Origin of the sequence: Streptomyces sp. NPDC050085, from assembly GCF_044460595.1 — a bacterium.
In the GTDB taxonomy this organism is placed as follows: domain Bacteria; phylum Actinomycetota; class Actinomycetes; order Streptomycetales; family Streptomycetaceae; genus Streptomyces.
In genome coordinates, this window is record NZ_JBITJZ010000020.1 from 1 (window position 1) to 19,714 (window position 19,714).

The 19,714-nt window shown below is 72.6% G+C and carries 4 protein-coding genes and 1 pseudogene; all 5 read left to right on the top strand.

The features are described from left to right. Nucleotides 1-2,813: type I polyketide synthase (locus ACIBUY_RS39095; protein WP_399155197.1), on the top strand; the 2,813-nt coding region annotated here is incomplete at its 5' end. A gap of 25 nt (nt 2,814-2,838) precedes the next feature. Next, on the top strand, nt 2,839-14,394 hold the full coding sequence (locus tag ACIBUY_RS39100; protein WP_399155198.1) for an SDR family NAD(P)-dependent oxidoreductase: 11,556 nt from the start codon (nt 2,839-2,841) through the stop codon (nt 14,392-14,394). An 8-nt stretch (nt 14,395-14,402) separates the two neighbouring features. Beyond that, a pseudogene (locus ACIBUY_RS39105) lies at nt 14,403-17,651 on the top strand (type I polyketide synthase); the annotation flags it as partial. Nucleotides 17,652-17,677: 26 nt separating this feature from the next. Next, nucleotides 17,678-19,111 (top strand): FAD-dependent monooxygenase, encoded by a 1,434-nt coding sequence (locus ACIBUY_RS39110; RefSeq protein ID WP_365573451.1) that lies wholly within the window; start codon nt 17,678-17,680, stop codon nt 19,109-19,111. A 45-nt stretch (nt 19,112-19,156) separates the two neighbouring features. After that, complete coding sequence (locus ACIBUY_RS39115; protein ID WP_365573448.1) at nt 19,157-19,702, top strand: hypothetical protein; 546 nt, start codon at nt 19,157-19,159, stop codon at nt 19,700-19,702. Nucleotides 19,703-19,714 lie beyond the last annotated feature (12 nt).

The window sequence follows — 19,714 nt, forward strand, 5'->3', positions numbered from 1 at the left end:
TCACCCCCACCCTCCGACCCGACCACAACGAACCCCGCACCCTCCTCACCGCCACCGCCACCGCCCACGTCAACGGACACCCCGTCACCTGGCCCGTACAGGGCACCACCACTCCGCTGCCGACCTACGCCTTCCAGAACGAGCGGTACTGGCTCGACGACCTGGCGCAGCGCGGGGACGCCGCCCGGTTCGGGCTCGCGGCCGTCGGGCATGCGCTGGTCGAGTCCGCGCTGGGGGTGGCCGACGACGGCGGGCTGCTGCTGACCGGCCGGTTGTCCGCGGCGGATCTTCCGTGGCTGGTCGATCATGTGGTGGGCGAGTCCGTGGTGCTGCCCGGTGCCGGGTTCCTGGAGCTGGCGCTGGCCGCGGGCGACCGGGCCGGTGCGAGCTTCGTAGAGGACCTGGCCGTGTCGGCGCAGCTGGTGCTCGCGGACGACGAACCGGTCTGGATCCAGGTGGCGTTGGGCGCGCGGGACGACGCGGGCCGGCGGTCCGTACGGATCCACGCCCGTCGGGGCGACGAGGACCCGTGGACCCGGCATGCCGAGGGTGTGCTGAGCGAGGCCGTGGCCTCGGGTGCCGAGTTGACCTCCTGGCCGCCGTCCGGGGCCGAGGAGCTCGACGTCGAGGCGTTGGGCGACCGGCTCGACACCGGCGGCCTGGTGCTCGGGCCCGCCTTCCAGGGCGTACGGAAGGCGTGGCGGGACGCTGAACACCTCTACGCCGAGGTGGCGTTGCCGGCGGACACCGACATCGAGGGGTACGGCCTCCACCCGGCGCTGTGGGAGGCGGCCTGGCACGTCACCGAAGCCGACGTCGACGAGCCGCAGGCACGCCTGCCACTGGCCTGGCACGGCGTGAGCCTGCAGGCCACCGGGGCGGAGGGGCTACGGGTCCGGCTGACCGCCAACGGGGCCGACTCGTACGCGTTGACCCTGGCGGACGCGACGGGCGCCCCGGTGGCCTCCGTCGGTTCGCTCACCCTGGGGACCATCGACCCCGCGGCCTTCCGTGCGGCCGACGACACACCCGTCGAGCGGGCCCTGTACGAGCTGGAGTGGACCGGCGTGGCCGGTTCTTCCGGCGGCGCTGCCGAGGTGCCCGCCGATGCGACCGTGCTGCGTCTGGACGCCGGTGCCTCCGTACGCGACGCGCTCTTCCCCGTGTTGGACGCGGTGCAGGAGCGGCTGTCCGGATCCGGATCCGGGTCGGGGCCGCTGGTGGTGGTGACGACGGGCGCCGTCGCGACGGCCGACAGGGCCGATGTGCCCGAGGTCGGGCAGGCCGCGGTGTGGGGCCTGATCCGGACCGCGCAGAGCGAGCTCCCCGGCCAGTTCGTCCTCGTCGACCATGACGGGAGCGACGCGTCCCAGGCCGCGCTCGGGCACGCGCTCACGCTGGGCGAGCCCCAACTGGCGCTGCGCGAGGGCGCCGTACTGGTGCCGCGGCTGGTGTCCCGGCCGGTGCCGGACGAGGCCGGGGCGCGCCCGTTGGACCCCGAGGGAACCGTGCTGATCACGGGCGGCACCGGGCTGCTCGGCGGGCTCGTGGCCCGGCGTCTGATCGCCGATCACGGCGCCCGGCGGCTGCTGCTCGTCGGACGTCGCGGTGCGGATGCGCCCGGTGCGGGCGAACTGGCGGCCGAGTTGGAGGCGGCCGGCGCGTCGGTCACGTTCGCGGCCTGCGACAGCGCTGACCGCGCGGCGCTCGGGCAGGTGCTGGCGTCCGTACCGGCGGCGCATCCGCTGACCGCGGTCGTGCATGCCGCGGGTGTGCTCGACGATGCGACCGTCGGGACGCTGACCCGGGAGCAGTTCGAGAAGGTCCTGCGGCCCAAGGCCGATGCGGCACTGCTCCTCGACGAGCTGACCCGCGACGCCGGTCTGGATCTGGCCGCCTTCGTGCTGTTCTCGTCCACCGCCGGTGTCCTCGGCTCCCCTGGCCAGGGCAACTACGCCGCAGCCAACGCCGTGTTGGACGGCCTCGCCCAGCGGCGCAGGGCCCACGGGCTGCCCGGATCCGCCGTCGCCTGGGGCCTGTGGGCGCAGGCGAGCGCCATGACCGGACATCTCGCGGAGGCGGACCTGGCCCGGATGGCCCGCGGTGGCGTGACCCCGCTGGAGACCGAGCAGGGTCTCTCGCTGTTCGACGCCGTACTGCGCGAAGGGCCCGGCCTGGTCGTCGCGGCGGGCGTCGACCCGGCGGCGCTGCGCGCACAGGCGGAGGCGGGCGGTCTGCCGCCGATGCTGCACTCCCTGGTCAGGGGGCCGGTGCGGCGCCGGGCCCGGGCGGCGGCCCAGGTGGACACTTCCGAGCTGCACAAGGAACTGGCCGGACGGACGGAGGCGGAGCAGCTGGCCGTCCTCGTCGAACTGGTCAGGGCGCAGGCCGCGGCCGTGCTCGGGCATCGCTCCGTGAAGCAGATCGAGGCCGAACGGGCTTTCCAGGAGCTGGGCTTCGACTCGCTCAGCGCGGTGCAGCTGGGGCAGCGGCTCGGCGCCGCCGTCGGCCGCAAGCTGTCCACGACGCTGGTCTTCGACTATCCGACACCGACCGCGCTCGCCCATCACCTGCGCGAACTTCTCGCTCCTGCCGAGGTCGACGCGCACACCGCGCTGCTGGCCGACCTCGACCGGATCGAGGCCGCCCTGGAGGCGGCCGGGGCGCAGGCCGACGGTCACGCACAGATCGCCGCCCGGCTCCAGGCACTTGCCCGCAAGTGGAACGACGGCCCCGACGAGGCCGGCGACCTGTTGGTGGCGACCGACGACGAACTGTTCGGCGTCCTCGACGACGAACTCGGCCTGGCCTGACTTTCCTCCTAGGAGCAGAAGAAGAATGTCGAACGAGCAGAAGCTTCGCGACTATCTCAAGCGGGCGACGGCCGAGCTCCGGCAGGCCAACCGGCGACTGACCGAGGCCGAGGACCGTGAGCACGAGCCCATCGCCGTCGTCGGTATGAGCTGCCGCTACCCGGGCGGGGCCGAAACGCCCGACGCCTTGTGGCAGTTGATAGCCGACGGGGCCGACGCCGTGACCACGTTCCCCACCAACCGTGGCTGGGACCTCGACACCCTGCACCACCCCGACCCGGAGCACCCGGGCACCTGCTACATCACCGAGAGCGGCTTCCTGCACGAGGCGGGCAGCTTCGACCCGGCGTTCTTCGGGATCTCGCCGCGCGAGGCCCTGGCGATGGACCCGCAGCAGCGCATCCTGCTGGAGCTCTCCTGGGAGGCGTTCGAGCACGCGGGCATCGCCCCGGGGACCGTCCGCGGGCGCCGCGGCGGCGTCTTCGCCGGCGTGATCCACCAGGAGTACGTGCCGCACTCCCACGCCGAGGCCGAGGGCCTGGAGGGCTTTCTGCTCACGGGCACGACGAGCAGCGTCGCCTCGGGCCGGGTGGCGTACACCTTCGGGCTCGAGGGCCCGGCCGTCACGCTCGACACGGCGTGCTCGTCGTCGCTGGTCGCGCTGCACCTGGCGGTGCAGGCGCTGCGCAAGGGCGAGTGCGAACTGGCCCTCGCGGGCGGCGTGACCGTGATGGCGACCCCGGCCCCGTTCATCGAGTTCAGCCGGCAGCGCGGGCTCGCCAAGGACGGCCGTACCAAGGCGTTCGCCGGGGCGGCCGACGGCACGAACTTCGCCGAAGGCGCCGGAATGCTCCTGGTGGAGCGACTCTCCGACGCCCGCAAGAACGGCCACCAGGTGCTCGCGGTGGTCCGCGGCAGCGCGGTCAACCAGGACGGCGCGAGCAACGGCCTGACCGCGCCCAACGGGCCCTCCCAGCGGCGCGTCATCCAGCAGGCGCTGGCCGACGCCCGCCTCACGCCGCAGCAGATCGACGCGGTGGAGGCGCACGGCACCGGCACCCAGCTCGGCGACCCGATCGAAGCGCGGGCGATCCTCGAGACGTACGGCCAGGAGCGCCCCTCCGACCAGCCGGTCTTCCTCGGTGGCGTGAAGTCCAACATCGGGCACACGCAGGCCGCCGCCGGTGTCGCCGGTGTCATCAAGATGATCCAGGCGATGCGCCACGGCGTCCTGCCCAAGACCCTGCACGTCGACGAGCCCACGCCGCGCGTCGACTGGTCCTCGGGGTCCGTCTCCCTCCTCACGGAGGCCCGCCCCTGGGAGGCGAACGGACATCCGCGCCGGGCCGCCGTGTCGTCGTTCGGCATCAGCGGCACCAACGCGCACGTGGTCCTGGAAGAGCACGTCGAGGAGCAGGCCGAGGAGCAGGTCTCAGAGGAGCCCACCGAGCCCACCCCCACGGTGAACGGCCCGCTGCCCTGGGCCCTGTCCGCCAAGACGCTCCCCGCCCTGCACGCCCAGGCCGACCGCCTCCTCGACCTGGTCACCACCGACCCGAACCACTCGCCCGCAGACATCGCCCACTCCCTCCTCACCACCCGCACCCACTTCAGCCAGCGGGCGGTGATCGTCGCCGACACCACCGACGACCGCCTCGACGCCCTCCGCGCACTGGCCAACGGGGCCCCGCACCCGTCCACCGTCACCGGCAGCACCGACGGTGGCGGCGATCTCGCCTTCCTCTTCACGGGGCAGGGGGCTCAACGCCTGGGCATGGGACGCGAGTTGCACGCCACCTACCCCGCCTTCGCGACCGCCTTCGACGCAATCCTGGACCACTTCGAACCCGAACTCCGCAACATCATCTGGGGCGACGACGCAGAGCAGCTGGCGCGCACGGAGAACACGCAGCCCGCACTGTTCGCCATCGAGGTCGCCCTCTTCCGGCTCCTCGAAAGCTGGGGGGTCACGCCCGACTACCTGGCCGGACACTCCATCGGCGAACTCGCCGCCGCCCACTGCGCAGGCGTACTCACCCTCGCCGACGCCTGCACCCTCGTCGCCGCACGAGCCCGGCTCATGCAATCCGCCCAAGCCGGTGGTGCCATGGCCGCCATCCAGGCCACCGAAGACGAACTCGCCTCAGACATCAGCGAGTTGGTGTCCATCGCGGCCATCAACGGACCCCAGTCCGTCGTCATCGCAGGCGACCACGACGAGGTTACGGCGATCGCCGGACGGTGGAAGGAGAACGGGCGCAAGACCAAGCTCCTCAACGTCAGCCACGCCTTCCACTCCCCCCACATGGACAGCATCCTGGAGGAGTTCCAGCAGGCCGCAGCCACACTCACGTACGCCGAACCGCGGATCCCCGTCATCTCCAACGTCACCGGCACCCTCGCCACCACCGAACAACTCACCAGCCCCGCCTACTGGACGAGCCACATCCGCGAAGCCGTCCGCTTCCACCACGGCATCACCACCCTCCACAACACCGGCGTCACCACCTTCATCGAACTCGGCCCCGACGGCACCCTCACCGCCATGGCCGCCACCACCCTCGCCGACACCACCGCCGTCCTCACCCCCACCCTCCGACCCGACCACAACGAACCCCGCACCCTCCTCACCGCCACCGCCACCGCCCACGTCAACGGACACCCCGTCACCTGGCCCATCCACGGCACCACCACCCCCCTCCCCACCTACGCCTTCCAACACGAGGAGTTCTGGCTCGACACCAGTACCTCGTTCGGTGACCCGTCCCAGCTGGGGCAGCAGGCCACGACGCATCCTCTGCTGAGTGCCGCCGTGCCGCTGGCCGACGGGGCGGGCATGGTGTTCTCCGGGCGGATCTCCCTGCGTACGCATCCCTGGCTCGCCGACCACGCCGTGCACGGGACGGTCATCCTGCCGGGCACCGGTTTCGCCGAGATGGCGCTGCACGCCGGGGAGCACGTGGGGTGCGACCTGGTCGAAGAGCTCACGCTGCAGGCGCCGTTGGTGCTGACCGAGCAGACCGCGGTGCAGGTGCAGGTGACCGTCGGGGCGGCGGACGAGGCGGGGCGCCGGTCGGTGTGGATCCACACCCGGCCCGACGCGGACGACGCGTCCTGGGTCCGGCACGCCGAGGGCGTACTCGCGTCCGGTGCGCAGGAGCCCGCCGCCGACGACGCGGCGTGGCCGCCCGCCGGGGCCGAGGCGGTCGGCCTGGACGGTTTCTACGAGCGACTGGCCGACCTCGGCCTCAACTACGGTCCCACCTTCCAGGGGTTGACCGCCGCCTGGCAGGACGGCGACGACCTGTACTGCGAAGTGACCCTGCCGGCCGACGCCACCGGCGGCAGCCGGCGCTTCGGGGTGCATCCCGCGCTGCTCGACGCCGCGCTGCACCCGCTGACGCTCGCCGCCCTCGCCGCGCTCGACCAGGAGGAGTCGGGGCCCATCAGCCTGCCCTTCTCCTGGACCGACGTGGCACTGCACGCGACGGATGCCAGTACGGTCCGCGTACGGATCGGCTCTCAAGGGTCCGACGCGGTGTCCCTGCTCGTCACCGATCCGGCCGGGTCGCCGGTGGTGAGCGTCGGCTCGCTGGTGCTGCGTGCCGTGGCCGCCGAGCAGTTGCGGGCCCGCCCGGCCGCGCAGAACTCCCTGTTCCGCCTTGACTGGTCGACTCTGCCGCTGCCGTCGGACCGCACCGTTTCCCTGCTGCGCACGGACGACCTGGCGGCCACCCTGGCCGGCCTGACCGAGCTGCCCGATGCGGTCCTGGTCACGCCGGCGCAGGGCACCGGCACGGACACCGACCCAGGCACCGACACGGGTGCCGGGCGCGCGCACGCGGTGGCGGCCTCGGCGCTCGATCTCCTCAAGCAGTGGACACAGGACGCCCGTTCGGTCGACTCGCGCCTGGTGTTCGTCACCGAGGGCGCCGTGGCGGCCCGGCCCGGCGATCCGGTCGGCGACCCGTGGGCGGCGACCGTCTGGGGGCTGATCCGGGCCGGGCAGTCGGAGAGCCCGGACCGTTTCGTGCTGCTCGACCTCGACCGGAGCGCCGCCACCGAGGACGCGCTGGCGGCGGCCCTCGCGAGCGGTGAACCGCAACTCGCCCTGCGCGAAGGAACCGCGTACGTACCGCGTCTGCGCCGTGAGTCGGGGCAGGGCACGCTGACCGTGCCCGACGGGGACGAGCCCTGGCTGCTCGACATCACCGAGAAGGGCACCCTCGAACACCTCGCCCTGCTGCCGGACGCGCAGGCCGGGGCGGAGCTCGGGCCGAACGACATCCGGCTCGAACTGCGGGCCGCGGGCCTGAACTTCCGCGACGTGCTGATCGGCCTGGGGATGTATCCCACCGAGGCGCAGATCGGCAGCGAGGGCGCCGGCATCGTGCTCGAAGTCGGCTCCGCCGTGACCGGTCTGGCGCCGGGGGACGCGGTGATGGGCCTGCTGACGGCGGGCACGGGACCGCAGGTCGTGACCGACCACCGCGGGGTCACCCGGATCCCGGCCGGCTGGTCGTTCGCGCAGGCCGCCGCCGCTCCGATCGTCTTCCTCACCGCGTACTACGCGCTGGTGGACCTGGCCGGGATGCGGCCGGGCGAACGGCTGCTCGTGCACTCGGCGGCGGGCGGCGTGGGCAGTGCCGTCCTGCAGCTCGCGCCGCACCTGGGCGTCGAGGTCTTCGGCACGGCGAGCACCGGCAAGTGGGACGCCGTCCGGGCGGCCGGACTCGACGACGCGCACCTGGGCAACTCCCGCACGCTCGACTTCGAGCAGAAGTTCCTCGAGGTCACCGATGGCGCGGGCGTCGACGTCGTACTGGACTCGCTGGCCCGGGAGTTCGTCGACGCGTCGCTGCGCCTGCTGCCGCGCGGCGGCCGGTTCCTGGAGATGGGCAAGACCGACATCCGGGACGCGGACGAGGTGGCCGCACGTCATCCGGGCGTCGCCTACCAGGCGTTCGACATGCTCGACGCCGGGCTCGACCGGATCCAGGAGATGCTCACCGAGCTGGGCACGCTGTTCGCTGCGGGCACCCTGCGGCCGCTGCCGGTGACGGCCTGGGACATCCGCCGCTCGCCCGAGGCGTTCCGGCACCTGAGCCAGGCCAAGCACATCGGCAAGATCGTGCTCACTCTGCCGCCCCGCATCGACCGCGAAGGCACCGTGCTGATCACCGGCGGTACCGGCGGGCTCGCCGCACTGTTGGCCCGGCACCTGGTCGCCGAACGCGGGTTCCGGAAGCTGCTGTTGACCAGCCGCCGTGGTGAACAGGCAGCAGGAGCAGCGGAGTTGACAGCAGAGCTGACCGAACTCGGCGCCCGGGTAAGGGTCGCGGCCTGCGACGTCACGGACCGGGACGCGGTGACCGCCCTGCTGGCCGAGGTCCCCGACCTGACCGCGGTCGTGCACACGGCCGGTGTCCTCGACGACGGTGTCCTCGACGGCTACTCCACGCAGCGCCTGACCGGCGTACTGCGGCCGAAGGTCGACGGCGCCCAGCTCCTGCACGAGCTGACGGCGGACCGGGACCTCGGGGCGTTCGTCCTGTTCTCGTCCATCGCGGGTGCGGTGGGCAACCCGGGACAGGGCGCCTACGCGGCGGGCAACGCGTTCCTCGACTCCCTCGCCCAGCACCGGGCGGCCCGCGGCCTGCCCGCGACCTCCCTGGCCTGGGGCCTGTGGGAGCCGACCGGTGGCATGGCCGGCACGCTGGACGCCGAGGAGCTCGCCCGGGTCAGCCGCCGGGGAGGGCTGATCCCGCTCACCGCCGAACAGGGGCTCGCACTGTTCGACGCCGCGCTGAACGACGCCTGGCCGGCCCTCGTCCCCGCCCGGGTCGACCTGTCCGGCGTGGACGCGTCGGGCCCGCTGCCCGCGGTACTGCGCGACCTGGCCCGGCGCCCGGTCCGGCAGGCGGCACAGGGCAGCGCCAACGCCTCGTCCCTCAACCAGCGGCTCGCCGGCCTGCCCGAGGCCGACCGTGCGGCGCTGCTGCTCGACCTGGTGCGGACGGACGCGGCGATGGTGCTCGGCCACGCCACCGGGGACGCGATCGGCGCCGAACAGGCCTTCCAGCAACTGGGCTTCGACTCGCTGACGGCCGTCGAGTTCCGCAACCGGCTGTCCGCGGCCACCGGTCTGCGGCTTCCCGCCACCCTGATCTTCGACTACCCGACCCCGGCGGCACTGGCCGGATACGTCGGCGAGAAGCTGCTGGGCGGACAGAGCGCCGCAGCGCCGACCGCAGCGGCGGTACGCACGAGCACGGACGCCGCCGAGCCGATCGCGATCGTCGGCATGGCCTGCCGCTTCCCCGGCGGGGTGCGCTCCGCGGCCGACCTGTGGCGCCTCGTCGACGACGGGGTGGACGCCGTCGAGGCCCTCCCCGGCAACCGCGGCTGGGACGAGGACATCTACGACCCCGAGCCCGGCAAGCCCGGCAAGACCTACGCGAAGACGGGCGGATTCCTCTACGACGCCGACCGGTTCGACGCCGAGTTCTTCGGGATCTCCCCGCGCGAGGCCACCGCGATGGACCCGCAGCAGCGGCTGCTGCTCGAGACGTCCTGGGAGGCGCTGGAGAGCGCCGGCATCGACCCGGCCACGCTGCGCGGTACGCAGACCGGCGTGTTCGCCGGGGTCAGCGCGCAGGACTACGTGGCTCGACTGCCGCGGATTCCCGACGGGTTCGAGGGCTACATCGGCACCGGCAACACCACCAGCGTCGCCGCCGGCCGGCTCTCCTACACCTACGGCCTGGAAGGCCCGGCCGTCACGGTCGACACGGCGTGCTCCTCCTCCCTGGTCGCCGTGCACCTCGCCGCCCAGGCACTGCGCAGCGGCGAGTGCTCGCTGTCGCTGGCGGGCGGTGCCGCCATCATGTCGGCGCCGACCATGTTCACCGAGTTCAGCCGCCAGCGCGGAATGTCCGCCGACGGACGCTGCAAGGCGTTCGCCGCGGCCGCCGACGGCACCGGCTGGGGCGAGGGCGTCGGCCTGATCCTGCTGGAGCGGCTCTCCGACGCCGAGCGCAACGGCCACCACGTCCTCGGCCTGATCCGCGGCAGCGCCATCAACCAGGACGGCGCCAGCAACGGCCTCACCGCCCCCAACGGGCCCGCCCAACAGCGCGTCATCCAGCAGGCCCTGGCCAACGCCGGACTCACCACGGCCGACGTCGACGTGGTCGAGGCGCACGGCACCGGCACGACACTGGGCGACCCGATCGAGGCGCAGGCGCTCCTCGCCACGTACGGACAGGACCGTCCGGCCGAACAGCCTTTGTGGCTCGGCTCGTTGAAGTCCAACATCGGTCACACGCAGGCCGCCGCGGGCGTCGGCGGCATCATCAAGATGATCCAGGCGATACGTCACGGCGTCCTGCCGAAGACGCTGCATGTCGACGCGCCCTCCCCGCACGTCGACTGGGAGGCCGGCGCGGTTTCCCTGCTCACGGAGCGGCAACTGTGGGACGAGCCGGGCAGGCCCCGCCGGGCCGCGGTCTCCTCGTTCGGCCTGAGCGGCACGAACGCCCACCTGATCCTGGAACAGGCCCCGACCGCCGCGCCCACGCCCACGCCTGTCGCCGATGAACCCACGGCGAGCAGCGGTCCTGTGCCCTGGTTCGTGTCGGCCAAGACCGAGCAGGCACTGCGCGACACGGCCACCCGCCTCGCCGACTACGACGGCGAACGACTCGCCGTGGCCCACGCGCTGCAACGCCGTACGCACTTCGAGCACCGCGCCATCGCCCTCAGCCCCGATGCGCTCACGGCACTCGCGGAGGGCCAGCCCCACCCCGACCTCGCCACCGGCACCGCGCTCGACGGCAAGACCGTCTTCGTCTTCCCCGGCCAGGGCTCGCAATGGCCCGCCATGGGCCAGTACCTCCTCGCCCACGAACCGGTCTTCGCCGACCACATACGCGCCTGCACCCAAGCCTTCGCCCCGCACACCGACTGGGATCTGACCCAGCTCCTCACCGACGCCGACGCCACCCTCCTGGAACGCGTCGACGTCGTCCAACCCGTCCTCTTCGCCGTCATGACCGGCCTCGCCGAACTGTGGAAGCACCACGGCATCACACCCGACGCCGTCATCGGCCACTCCCAAGGCGAAATCGCCGCCGCCTACGCCGCCGGAGCCCTGTCCCTCGACGACGCGGCCCGCACCGTCATCCTGCGCGCCCAAGCCATCACCGCACTCGCCGGCACCGGCACCATGGCCTCCATCCCCCTGCCCGCAGACCAAGTCACCCCCCTGCTCGACGGCGACGTCCACATCGCCGCCGCCAACGGACCCGCCACCACCGTCGTTTCAGGCTCGGTCGACGCCATCGACGCCCTGGTCGCCGTCTGCGAGAACCGGGAGATCCGCGCCCGCAAAATCCCCGTCGACTACGCCTCCCACTGCATCCACGTCGAAGCCATCCACCAGCAGATCCTCAGCGCCCTCGACGGCATCCAACCCCAGACCACGAACATCGCCTTCTACTCCACCGTCACCGGCCAGCCCATCGACACCAGCACACTCACCGCCGAGTACTGGTACACCAACCTCCGCAACCAGGTCCGCTTCCACGAGACGGTGGAACTCCTGCACCGGGACGGCTACCGCCACTTCATCGAATCAAGCCCCCACCCCGTCCTCACCATTGGACTCCAGCAGACCTTCGACGACCGCCCCGCCACCATCCACCCCACCCTCCGCCGCGACCACGGCCACCACCTCCCCCACGCCCTCGCCGACGCCCACACCCACGGCCTCCCCGTCAACTGGCACCTGCCACAGAGCACCACACCCCCCGACGACCTGCCCACGTACGCCTTCCAAAGGGAGCGGTACTGGCTCGACACCCCCATCAATACCGGGGACGCCACGAGCCTCGGTCTGGGCACCACCGGGCATCCGCTGCTCGGTGCGGCCGTGGAGTTGGCCGACGGGGACGGCAGCGTGTTCACCGGGCGGATCTCGCTCCAGGCCCAGCCGTGGCTGGCCGACCACGCGGTGCTCGGCACCGTCCTGGTACCGGGTGCCGCGCTGATCGAGCTGGTGCTGCACGCGGCCGAGAGCGTCGACTGCGACACCGTCGACGAACTGACCCTGGAGGGACCGCTGGTCGTGCCGCAGAGCGGCGGCGTGCAGGTACAGGTCGTCGTGGCCGCCCCGGACGAGCAGGGGCTGCGCAGGGTCGGCGTGCACTCGCGTCCCGACGGGGGGCAGGAGCCCTGGACCCGGCACGCGACGGGTGCCGTCACCGTCTCGGACGGCGCGCCGACACCGGTGCCCGCGCGGCCTGCACACGCCGAACCCGTCCCCGTGGAGAGTCTCTACGCCGATCTGGCCGCGGCCGGTTACGAGTACGGGCCGCTGTTCCAGGGGCTCACGTCCGCCTGGCGCGACGGCGACGTCCTGTACGCGGAGGTGTCGCTGCCCGAGGACACCGACGTGTCGGGCTTCGGCATCCACCCGGCCCTGCTGGACGCGGCCCTGCACACGATGGGCCTGGCGGGGCAGGGCTCCGACGGGGTGCGGCTGCCGTTCTCCTGGTCGGGCGTCACCCTGCGGTCCACCGGCGCCACTTCGGTGCACGTCCGGTTGAGCCAGGCCGGCCCCGACAGCGTCACGCTGGAACTGACCGATCCGGCGGGGGCACCCGTCGCCACGGTCGGGTCGCTGACTTCGCGGCGGATCGACCCCGACCAGCTGTCGGCGCTCGGCGGGGGCACCACGGACCCGCTCTACGCGGTGGACTGGAGCCCTGCCCCCCAGTCGGCGTCGGTCGAGCCGGAGCGATGGGCCGTACTCGGCTCGGAGGCGCACCCCGACCTCGACGCGCTCGCCGCGTCCGCTCCCCTGCCCGAGGTCGTCGTCGTACGGGCGACGGCGGACGGCGACGATCCGGTGGCGCAGGCGCGGCAGGTCACCGCGGAGGTCCTTGAGACCGTCCAGGCCTGGCTCGCCGACGAGCGGTTCTCCCAGTCGCGCCTCGCGGTCGTCACCCAGGGCGCGGTCCCGGTGGGGGGCCCGGCGGGGTCGTCGGCGGATGTCGACTCCCTTCCCGCGGCTGCCGTTTGGGGCCTGGTGGGCAGTGCGCTCACGGAGAACCCCGACCGGTTCGCGCTCGTCGACGCCGCTCCCGACGTCGATCCGGCCGTCTGGATGGGCGCACTGGTCCACGGGGACGAGCCACGGCTGGCCGTCCGCGAGGGCACGGTGCACCTCGCACGGCTGGCGCGGCTCGACCCGACGGACCCGGCAGGCGCCCCGATGGACGGGACGGTCCTGATCACGGGCGGCACCGGCACCCTCGGCCGCCTCCTGGCCCGCCACCTCGTCACCGAGCACGGCGCCCGCCACCTGCTGCTCACCAGCCGCAGCGGCGCGAACGCCCCGGGCGCCACCGAACTGCTCGCGGAACTCGAGGAGTTGGGCGCCCGCGTCACCCTCGCCGCCTGCGACACCGCCGACCGCGAAGCCCTCACCGCCCTCCTCGCCTCCGTCCCCGCCGACCAGCCGCTCACCGGCGTGTTCCACGCGGCGGGCGTCCTCGACGACGGGCTCGTCGGATCCATGACCCCGCAGCGCCTCGACACCGTCATGCGGCCGAAGGTGGACGCGGCCTGGAACCTGCACGAACTCGCCGGTGACGTACGGCACTTCGTGCTCTTCTCCTCGATCGCGGGCACCCTCGGCAGCCCCGGCCAGGCCAACTACGCGGCCGCCAACGTCTTCCTGGACGCCCTGGCCGCTCGCCGCCGCGCCACCGGTCTCGCGGCGGTGTCCGTCGCCTGGGGCCGCTGGGAGGAGGAGAGCGCGATGACCGCCTCCCTCGACGAGGCGGATCTGGCGCGGATCAGCCGCGGCGGCGTGCACCCGCTCTCCAGCGCTCAGGGGCTCGCCCTGCTGGACCTGGCCCTTGGCCAGGACAGGCCCGTCGTCACCGCGGCCCGCTTCGACCAGCGGGCCCTGCGCTCCGGTGAGGTGCCCTCGCTGCTGCGCGGCCTCGCCCGGGTTCCGGCGCGCCGCCGGTCCGACGCGGGAGCGGCGCAGGCGCTGCTGCAGCGGCTGGCCGCACTGCCCGAGCCCGAGCGGGCGGGCGCGCTCCTGGAGGTCGTACAACTGCAGGCCGCGACCGTGCTGGGCAGCAGCTCGGCCGACGCGGTCCGCGCCGACCGTCCCTTCAAGGACCTCGGCTTCGACTCACTGGCTGCGGTGGAACTGCGCAACCGGCTCGGTGCGGCCGTGGGCCGCAAGCTGCCGGCCACCCTCGTGTTCGACCATCCCACTCCGGACGCCATCGCCCAGTACCTGTTGGGCCTGATCGCACCCGCCCCGGCCCGGCTGCCCATCCTCGACGAGCTGGACCGCCTCGAGACCTCGCTCACCGGTCTCGACCGGGACGAGGAACTGGACCGGGAGATCGCGCTCAGGCTGCAGACCGTGCTCGCGCAGTGGACCGCCGAGCGCAAGGACCCCGACACCTCGGTCGCCGACCGCATCCAGGACGCCAGCGCCGACGAGGTCTTCGCCTTCATCGACAACGAGCTGGGAAGGAGCGTGCAGCAGTCATGAGCTCCACCGACAAAGAGCAGAAGCTCGTCGACTACCTCAAGTGGGTAACGGCCGATCTGCACCAAGCGCGGGAACGCGTACGGGAGTTGGAATCCGGTCAGAGCGAGCCGATCGCGATCGTCGGCATGGGCTGCCGGTTCCCGGGCGGGGTCCGCTCCCCGCAGGAGCTCTGGCAGCTCGTCGCCGGCGAGACCGACGCCGTCGGCGGCTTCCCCGAGGACCGCGGCTGGCCGGTGGACGAGCTGTACCACCCGGACCCCGAGCACCTGGGCACCTCGGTGTCCGCGGAAGGCGGATTCCTCTACGACGCCGCCCACTTCGACGCCAGGTTCTTCGGGATATCCCCGCGGGACGCCCAGGCCATCGACCCGCAGCAGCGGCTCCTTCTGGAGACCGCCTGGGAGGCCTTCGAGGACGCCGGGGTCGACCCGACCGCGCTGCGCGGCAGCCGGACCGGTGTCTTCGCCGGGATCATGTACAGCGACTACGGGGCCCGGCTGCACCCCGCGCCCGACGGCTTCGAGGGCCTGGTGGGCAGCGGCAGCGCGGGCAGTGTCGCCTCCGGCCGCGTCGCCTACACCTTCGGCTTCGAGGGGCCCGCGGTCAGCATCGACACGGCGTGCTCGTCGTCCCTGGTCGCGCTGCACCTGGCCGTCAAGGCGCTGCGCAGCGGCGAGTGCGACCTGGCGCTCGCGGGCGGCGTCACGGTCATGGCGACACCGGGTGTGTTCATCGAGTTCAGCCGCCAGCGCGGCCAGTCGCCGCAGGGCCGGTGCAAGTCCTTCTCGGCCGAGGCCGACGGGGCCGGCTGGGCCGAGGGCGTGGGCCTGCTCCTGGTGGAGCGGCTCTCCGACGCCCGCAAGAACGGGCACGAGGTCCTCGCGGTCGTCCGCGGCAGCGCCATCAACCAGGACGGCGCCAGCAACGGCCTCACCGCCCCGAACGGGCCCGCGCAGGAACGGCTCATCCGGCAGACCCTCGCGGACGCCCGGCTGCGCAGCGCGGACGTCGACGTGGTCGAGGGGCACGGCACCGGCACCACCCTGGGCGACCCGATCGAGGCGCAGGCGATCCTCGCCACGTACGGGCAGGACCGCCCGGCCGACCAGCCGTTGCGGCTGGGCTCGGTCAAGTCCAACATCGGCCACACGCAGGCCGCGGCCGGTGTCGCCGGTGTCATCAAGATGGTCATGGCGATACGCAACGGCGTACTGCCCCGGTCCCTGCACATCGACGCGCCCTCCCCGCACGTCGACTGGGAGGCGGGCGCGGTCTCGCTGCTGGCGCAGGCCGAGCCCTGGGAGCGCAAGGACCGCCCGCGCCGCGCGGGTGTCTCCTCCTTCGGCATCAGCGGCACCAACGCCCACGTCATCCTCGAAGAGGCACCCGAACCCGAGGAGAACGACGAGGCCGAAGCCGCGGCCACGCCCCAGCCCGCAGCGCAGGCCGGGCCGCACGCCGGGCCGTACGTCTGGCCGCTGTCGGCGAAGACCGAGCGCGCACTGCGCCAACAGGCCAAGCGCCTCGAAGCCTGGCTCGAGGGCCGCCCCGGAACGTCCGAGGCCGACGTCGCCCACTCCCTGCTCACCTCCCGCACCCACTTCGACCAGCGGGCCGCAGTGGTGGGCACGGACGCGGACGCACTGCGGACCGCCCTCCGCTCCCTGGCCTCGGGCCGCAGCCACGGCGCGGTGGTGACGGGCGATGCGACCCAGCCCGGCAAGCTCGCCTTCCTCTTCACGGGGCAGGGGGCTCAACGCCTGGGCATGGGACGCGAGTTGCACGCCACCTACCCCGCCTTCGCGACCGCCTTCGACGCAATCCTGGACCACTTCGAACCCGGACTCCGCGACATCATCTGGGGCGACGACGCAGAGCAGTTGGCGCGCACGGAGAACACGCAGCCCGCGCTCTTCGCCATCGAGGTCGCACTGTTCCGGCTCCTGGAAAGCTGGGGCGTCACACCCGACTACCTCGCCGGACACTCCATCGGGGAACTCGCCGCCGCCCACTGCGCAGGCGTACTCACCCTCGCCGACGCCTGCACCCTCGTCGCCGCACGAGCCCGGCTCATGCAATCCGCCCAAGCAGGCGGCGCCATGGCCGCCATCCAGGCCACCGAAGACGAACTGACCGCAGATCTGAGCGAGTTGGTGTCGATCGCGGCCATCAACGGGCCGCAGTCCGTCGTCATCGCAGGCGACCACGACGAGGTCACTGCGATCGCCGGACGGTGGAAGGAGAACGGGCGCAAGACCAAGCTCCTCAACGTCAGCCACGCCTTCCACTCCCCCCACATGGACAGCATCCTGGAGGAGTTCCAGCAGGTCGCGGCCACACTCACGTACGCCGAACCGACCATCCCGGTCATCTCCAACGTCACCGGACAACTGGCCACCCCTGAGCAGTTGCAGGACCCGGCCTACTGGACGAGCCACATCCGCGAAGCCGTCCGCTTCCACCACGGCATCACCACCCTCCACAACACCGGCGTGACGACGTTCGTCGAGCTCGGCCCCGACGGCACCCTCACCGCCATGGCCGCCACCACCCTCGCCGACACCACCGCCGTCCTCACCCCCACCCTCCGACCCGACCAGACCGAGCCGCACACCCTGCTCACCGCCACCGCCACCGCCCACGTCAACGGACACCCCGTCACCTGGCCCATCCACGGCACCACCACCCCCCTCCCCACCTACGCCTTCCAGCACCAGCGGTACTGGCTCGACCCACGCTCCGACGTCGGATCCGGGGCCGGTGCGGGCGCGGGGACGGCCGTCGGTGGTGTGCTGTGGGACGCCGTGGCCGCAGGTGACGAGGCCGCCCTGGCGGGGCTGCTCGCGCTCGATCCGGCGCAGCAGTCGGCGTTGTCCGAGCTGCTGCCGGCGCTGGCCGACTGGCACCGGGCCCAGGCTCCCGGCGCTCAGGGGCAGCAGGAGCAGCTGGAGCCGCAGGACGATGCGCCGGTGCCCCTGCGGGACCAGCTGGCCGGTCTGCCCGCCGACGAGGTGGAGGCCACGCTCCTGGAGGCCGTGCGCCAGTACACGGCGGACGTGCTCGGGCTCGGCGACGCGGAACTGATCGACGTACGCCTCGACTTCCTTGAGCTCGGCATGTCCTCGTTCACCGCGCTCGAACTGAGCAAGCGGCTGAGCGAGGAGGGTCTGGAGCTCGACCCGGTCGCGATCTACGACCACCCCACACCGGCTGCTCTCGCCGAGCACCTGCGCGGCGCGCTGCTCACCGCCCTGTGACGTCAATTCCCTTAGGAGCACACACCATGAATCACCCCGTCATCATCGCAGGCGGTGGGCCGGTCGGTCTTCTGCTCGCGTTCGATCTCGGACGCGCGGGCATCCCCTCCGTGGTCCTCGAGGAGCGCGTGGAGCACCACGCCGACGAACACGTCGGCACCTTCCACTCCCGGCTGGTGGACGTCTTCAACGAGCGTGGTCTGCTGGAGAAGCTCGGCGAGGCGCCCAAGTGGCCCGCTCTGCACTTCGGGATGGTCTGGCTCGACCTGACCAAGCTGGAGTCCGAGTACAACCTCCTCGTCTCGCAGACCCTGATCGAGCGGAAGCTCGAGGAGGAGGCGGCGAAGGTCGGCGCCGATGTGCGCCGCGGGCACAAGGTGACCGGCTACAGCCAGGACGCGACCGGTGTCACCGTCCAGGTGACCGGCGGCGACGGCGGCTACGAGCTGCGCGGCGAGTACCTGGTGGGCGCCGACGGCCGCGACAGCCTGGTGCGTGAGCTGGCCGGCATCGGCGTGACCCGCAAGGGCAAGTCCTGGTACGGGATCCTCGGCGACTTCGCTTCGTACAGCGGCGAGTTCGAGGCCGGTGTGCGCGAGGGCGGGGTCTTCGGTGCGCTGCCGGAGGGGGACACCGGCCGCTGGCGCCTGCAGACCGTGGAGTTCGACCGGGACGCGCCGCCGGAGTCGGTGCCGCCGACCTCCGCGGAGCTGATGGAGAACATCAAGCGGGTCACCGGCAAGGACATGCAGGTCGGCGATCCGCTGTGGATCCGGCGCTACACGGGGACCACCCAGCTCGCCGACCGCTACCGGGAGGGCCGGGTGTTCCTCGCGGGTGAAGCGGCCCACCACTACGTGCCGACCGCGAGCCACGGTCTCAACACCGGCATCAACGACGCGGTCAACCTGGCCTGGAAGCTGGCCGCGGCCATCAAGGGCTGGGCTCCCGAGGGGCTGCTCGACTCGTACCACACGGAGCGTCACCTGGCGGGCTTCCGCGCCTGCCAGGCCGCGCAGGCGCAGATGTCGCTGATCCACCCGCTGGACAAGGTGGAGGCGCTGCGTGAGGTCTTCGAGGAAGTCGTCAAGGTCGACGAGGTCAACCGCATGCTGGCGACCTGGTCCACGGACATCGAGTACCCGGTCCGCGGCGAGGGCGACCTGCCGGTCGTCGGTCACCGCGTGCTGCACGTACCGCTGAAGACCGAGAGCGGCGAGACGAACACCGGCGAGGCCCTGTCCGCGGGCCGCGGTGTCGTGTTCGACCTGGGCGCGGGCCTCGGCGACGTGTCCGGGTGGCAGGACCGCGTCGACGTGGTGCGCGCGCAGCCCACCGAGGAACTGGCCGCGCCCGCCCTGCTGGTGCGCCCCGACGGCTGGGTCGTCTGGGCCGGCGACGACGCGGAGAGCCTGTCCGCCGCGCTGCGCACCTGGTTCGGGGAACCGTCCGCGGCCTGAGCCCGCACCACACGCAAGAACTGTTCAACGTCTGGAGACAACAACATGGCACGCACACTCGGCAGGCTTTCCTCGTCCCGGCGCAGGGCCACGGCCGTCACCTTCGCACTCGCCGCCATCGCCGCCACCGTCACCGGCGCGGCGTCGACGGCGGGTGCCTCGGCCCCCGCGGCACCGGCGGGCTGTCAGGTGTTCACCGACCTCGCCGAGGTCACGGTCACGATGGACGAGCACGACGTGGCGCCCACCGGGCCGAGCGTCGGCGACCTCGGCGTGTACCGCGACGAGGTCAGGGACGCCGGCGGCAAGCTGGTCGCCGTCGTGTACGGCAGCGCCCGGATGCTCTACAACCGGCCGAGCGACGGACACCTCATCGGCCTGTGGACGGAGAAGTTCGAGTTCGTCAACGGGGGCAAGGGCACCGCGGTCGGCGTCACCGACATCGCTGACCTGATGAAGGGCACGGCGGTCGTCGAGGGCTTCAGCGGCACGGGCGGCCGCTACCTCGGCTGGCACGGCACCCGCGAGTGGGTGCGTACCTCGGGCGACACGGCCCGCACCACGATCACCCTCTGCCCCGACCAGGCCTGAGACTCCACGGAA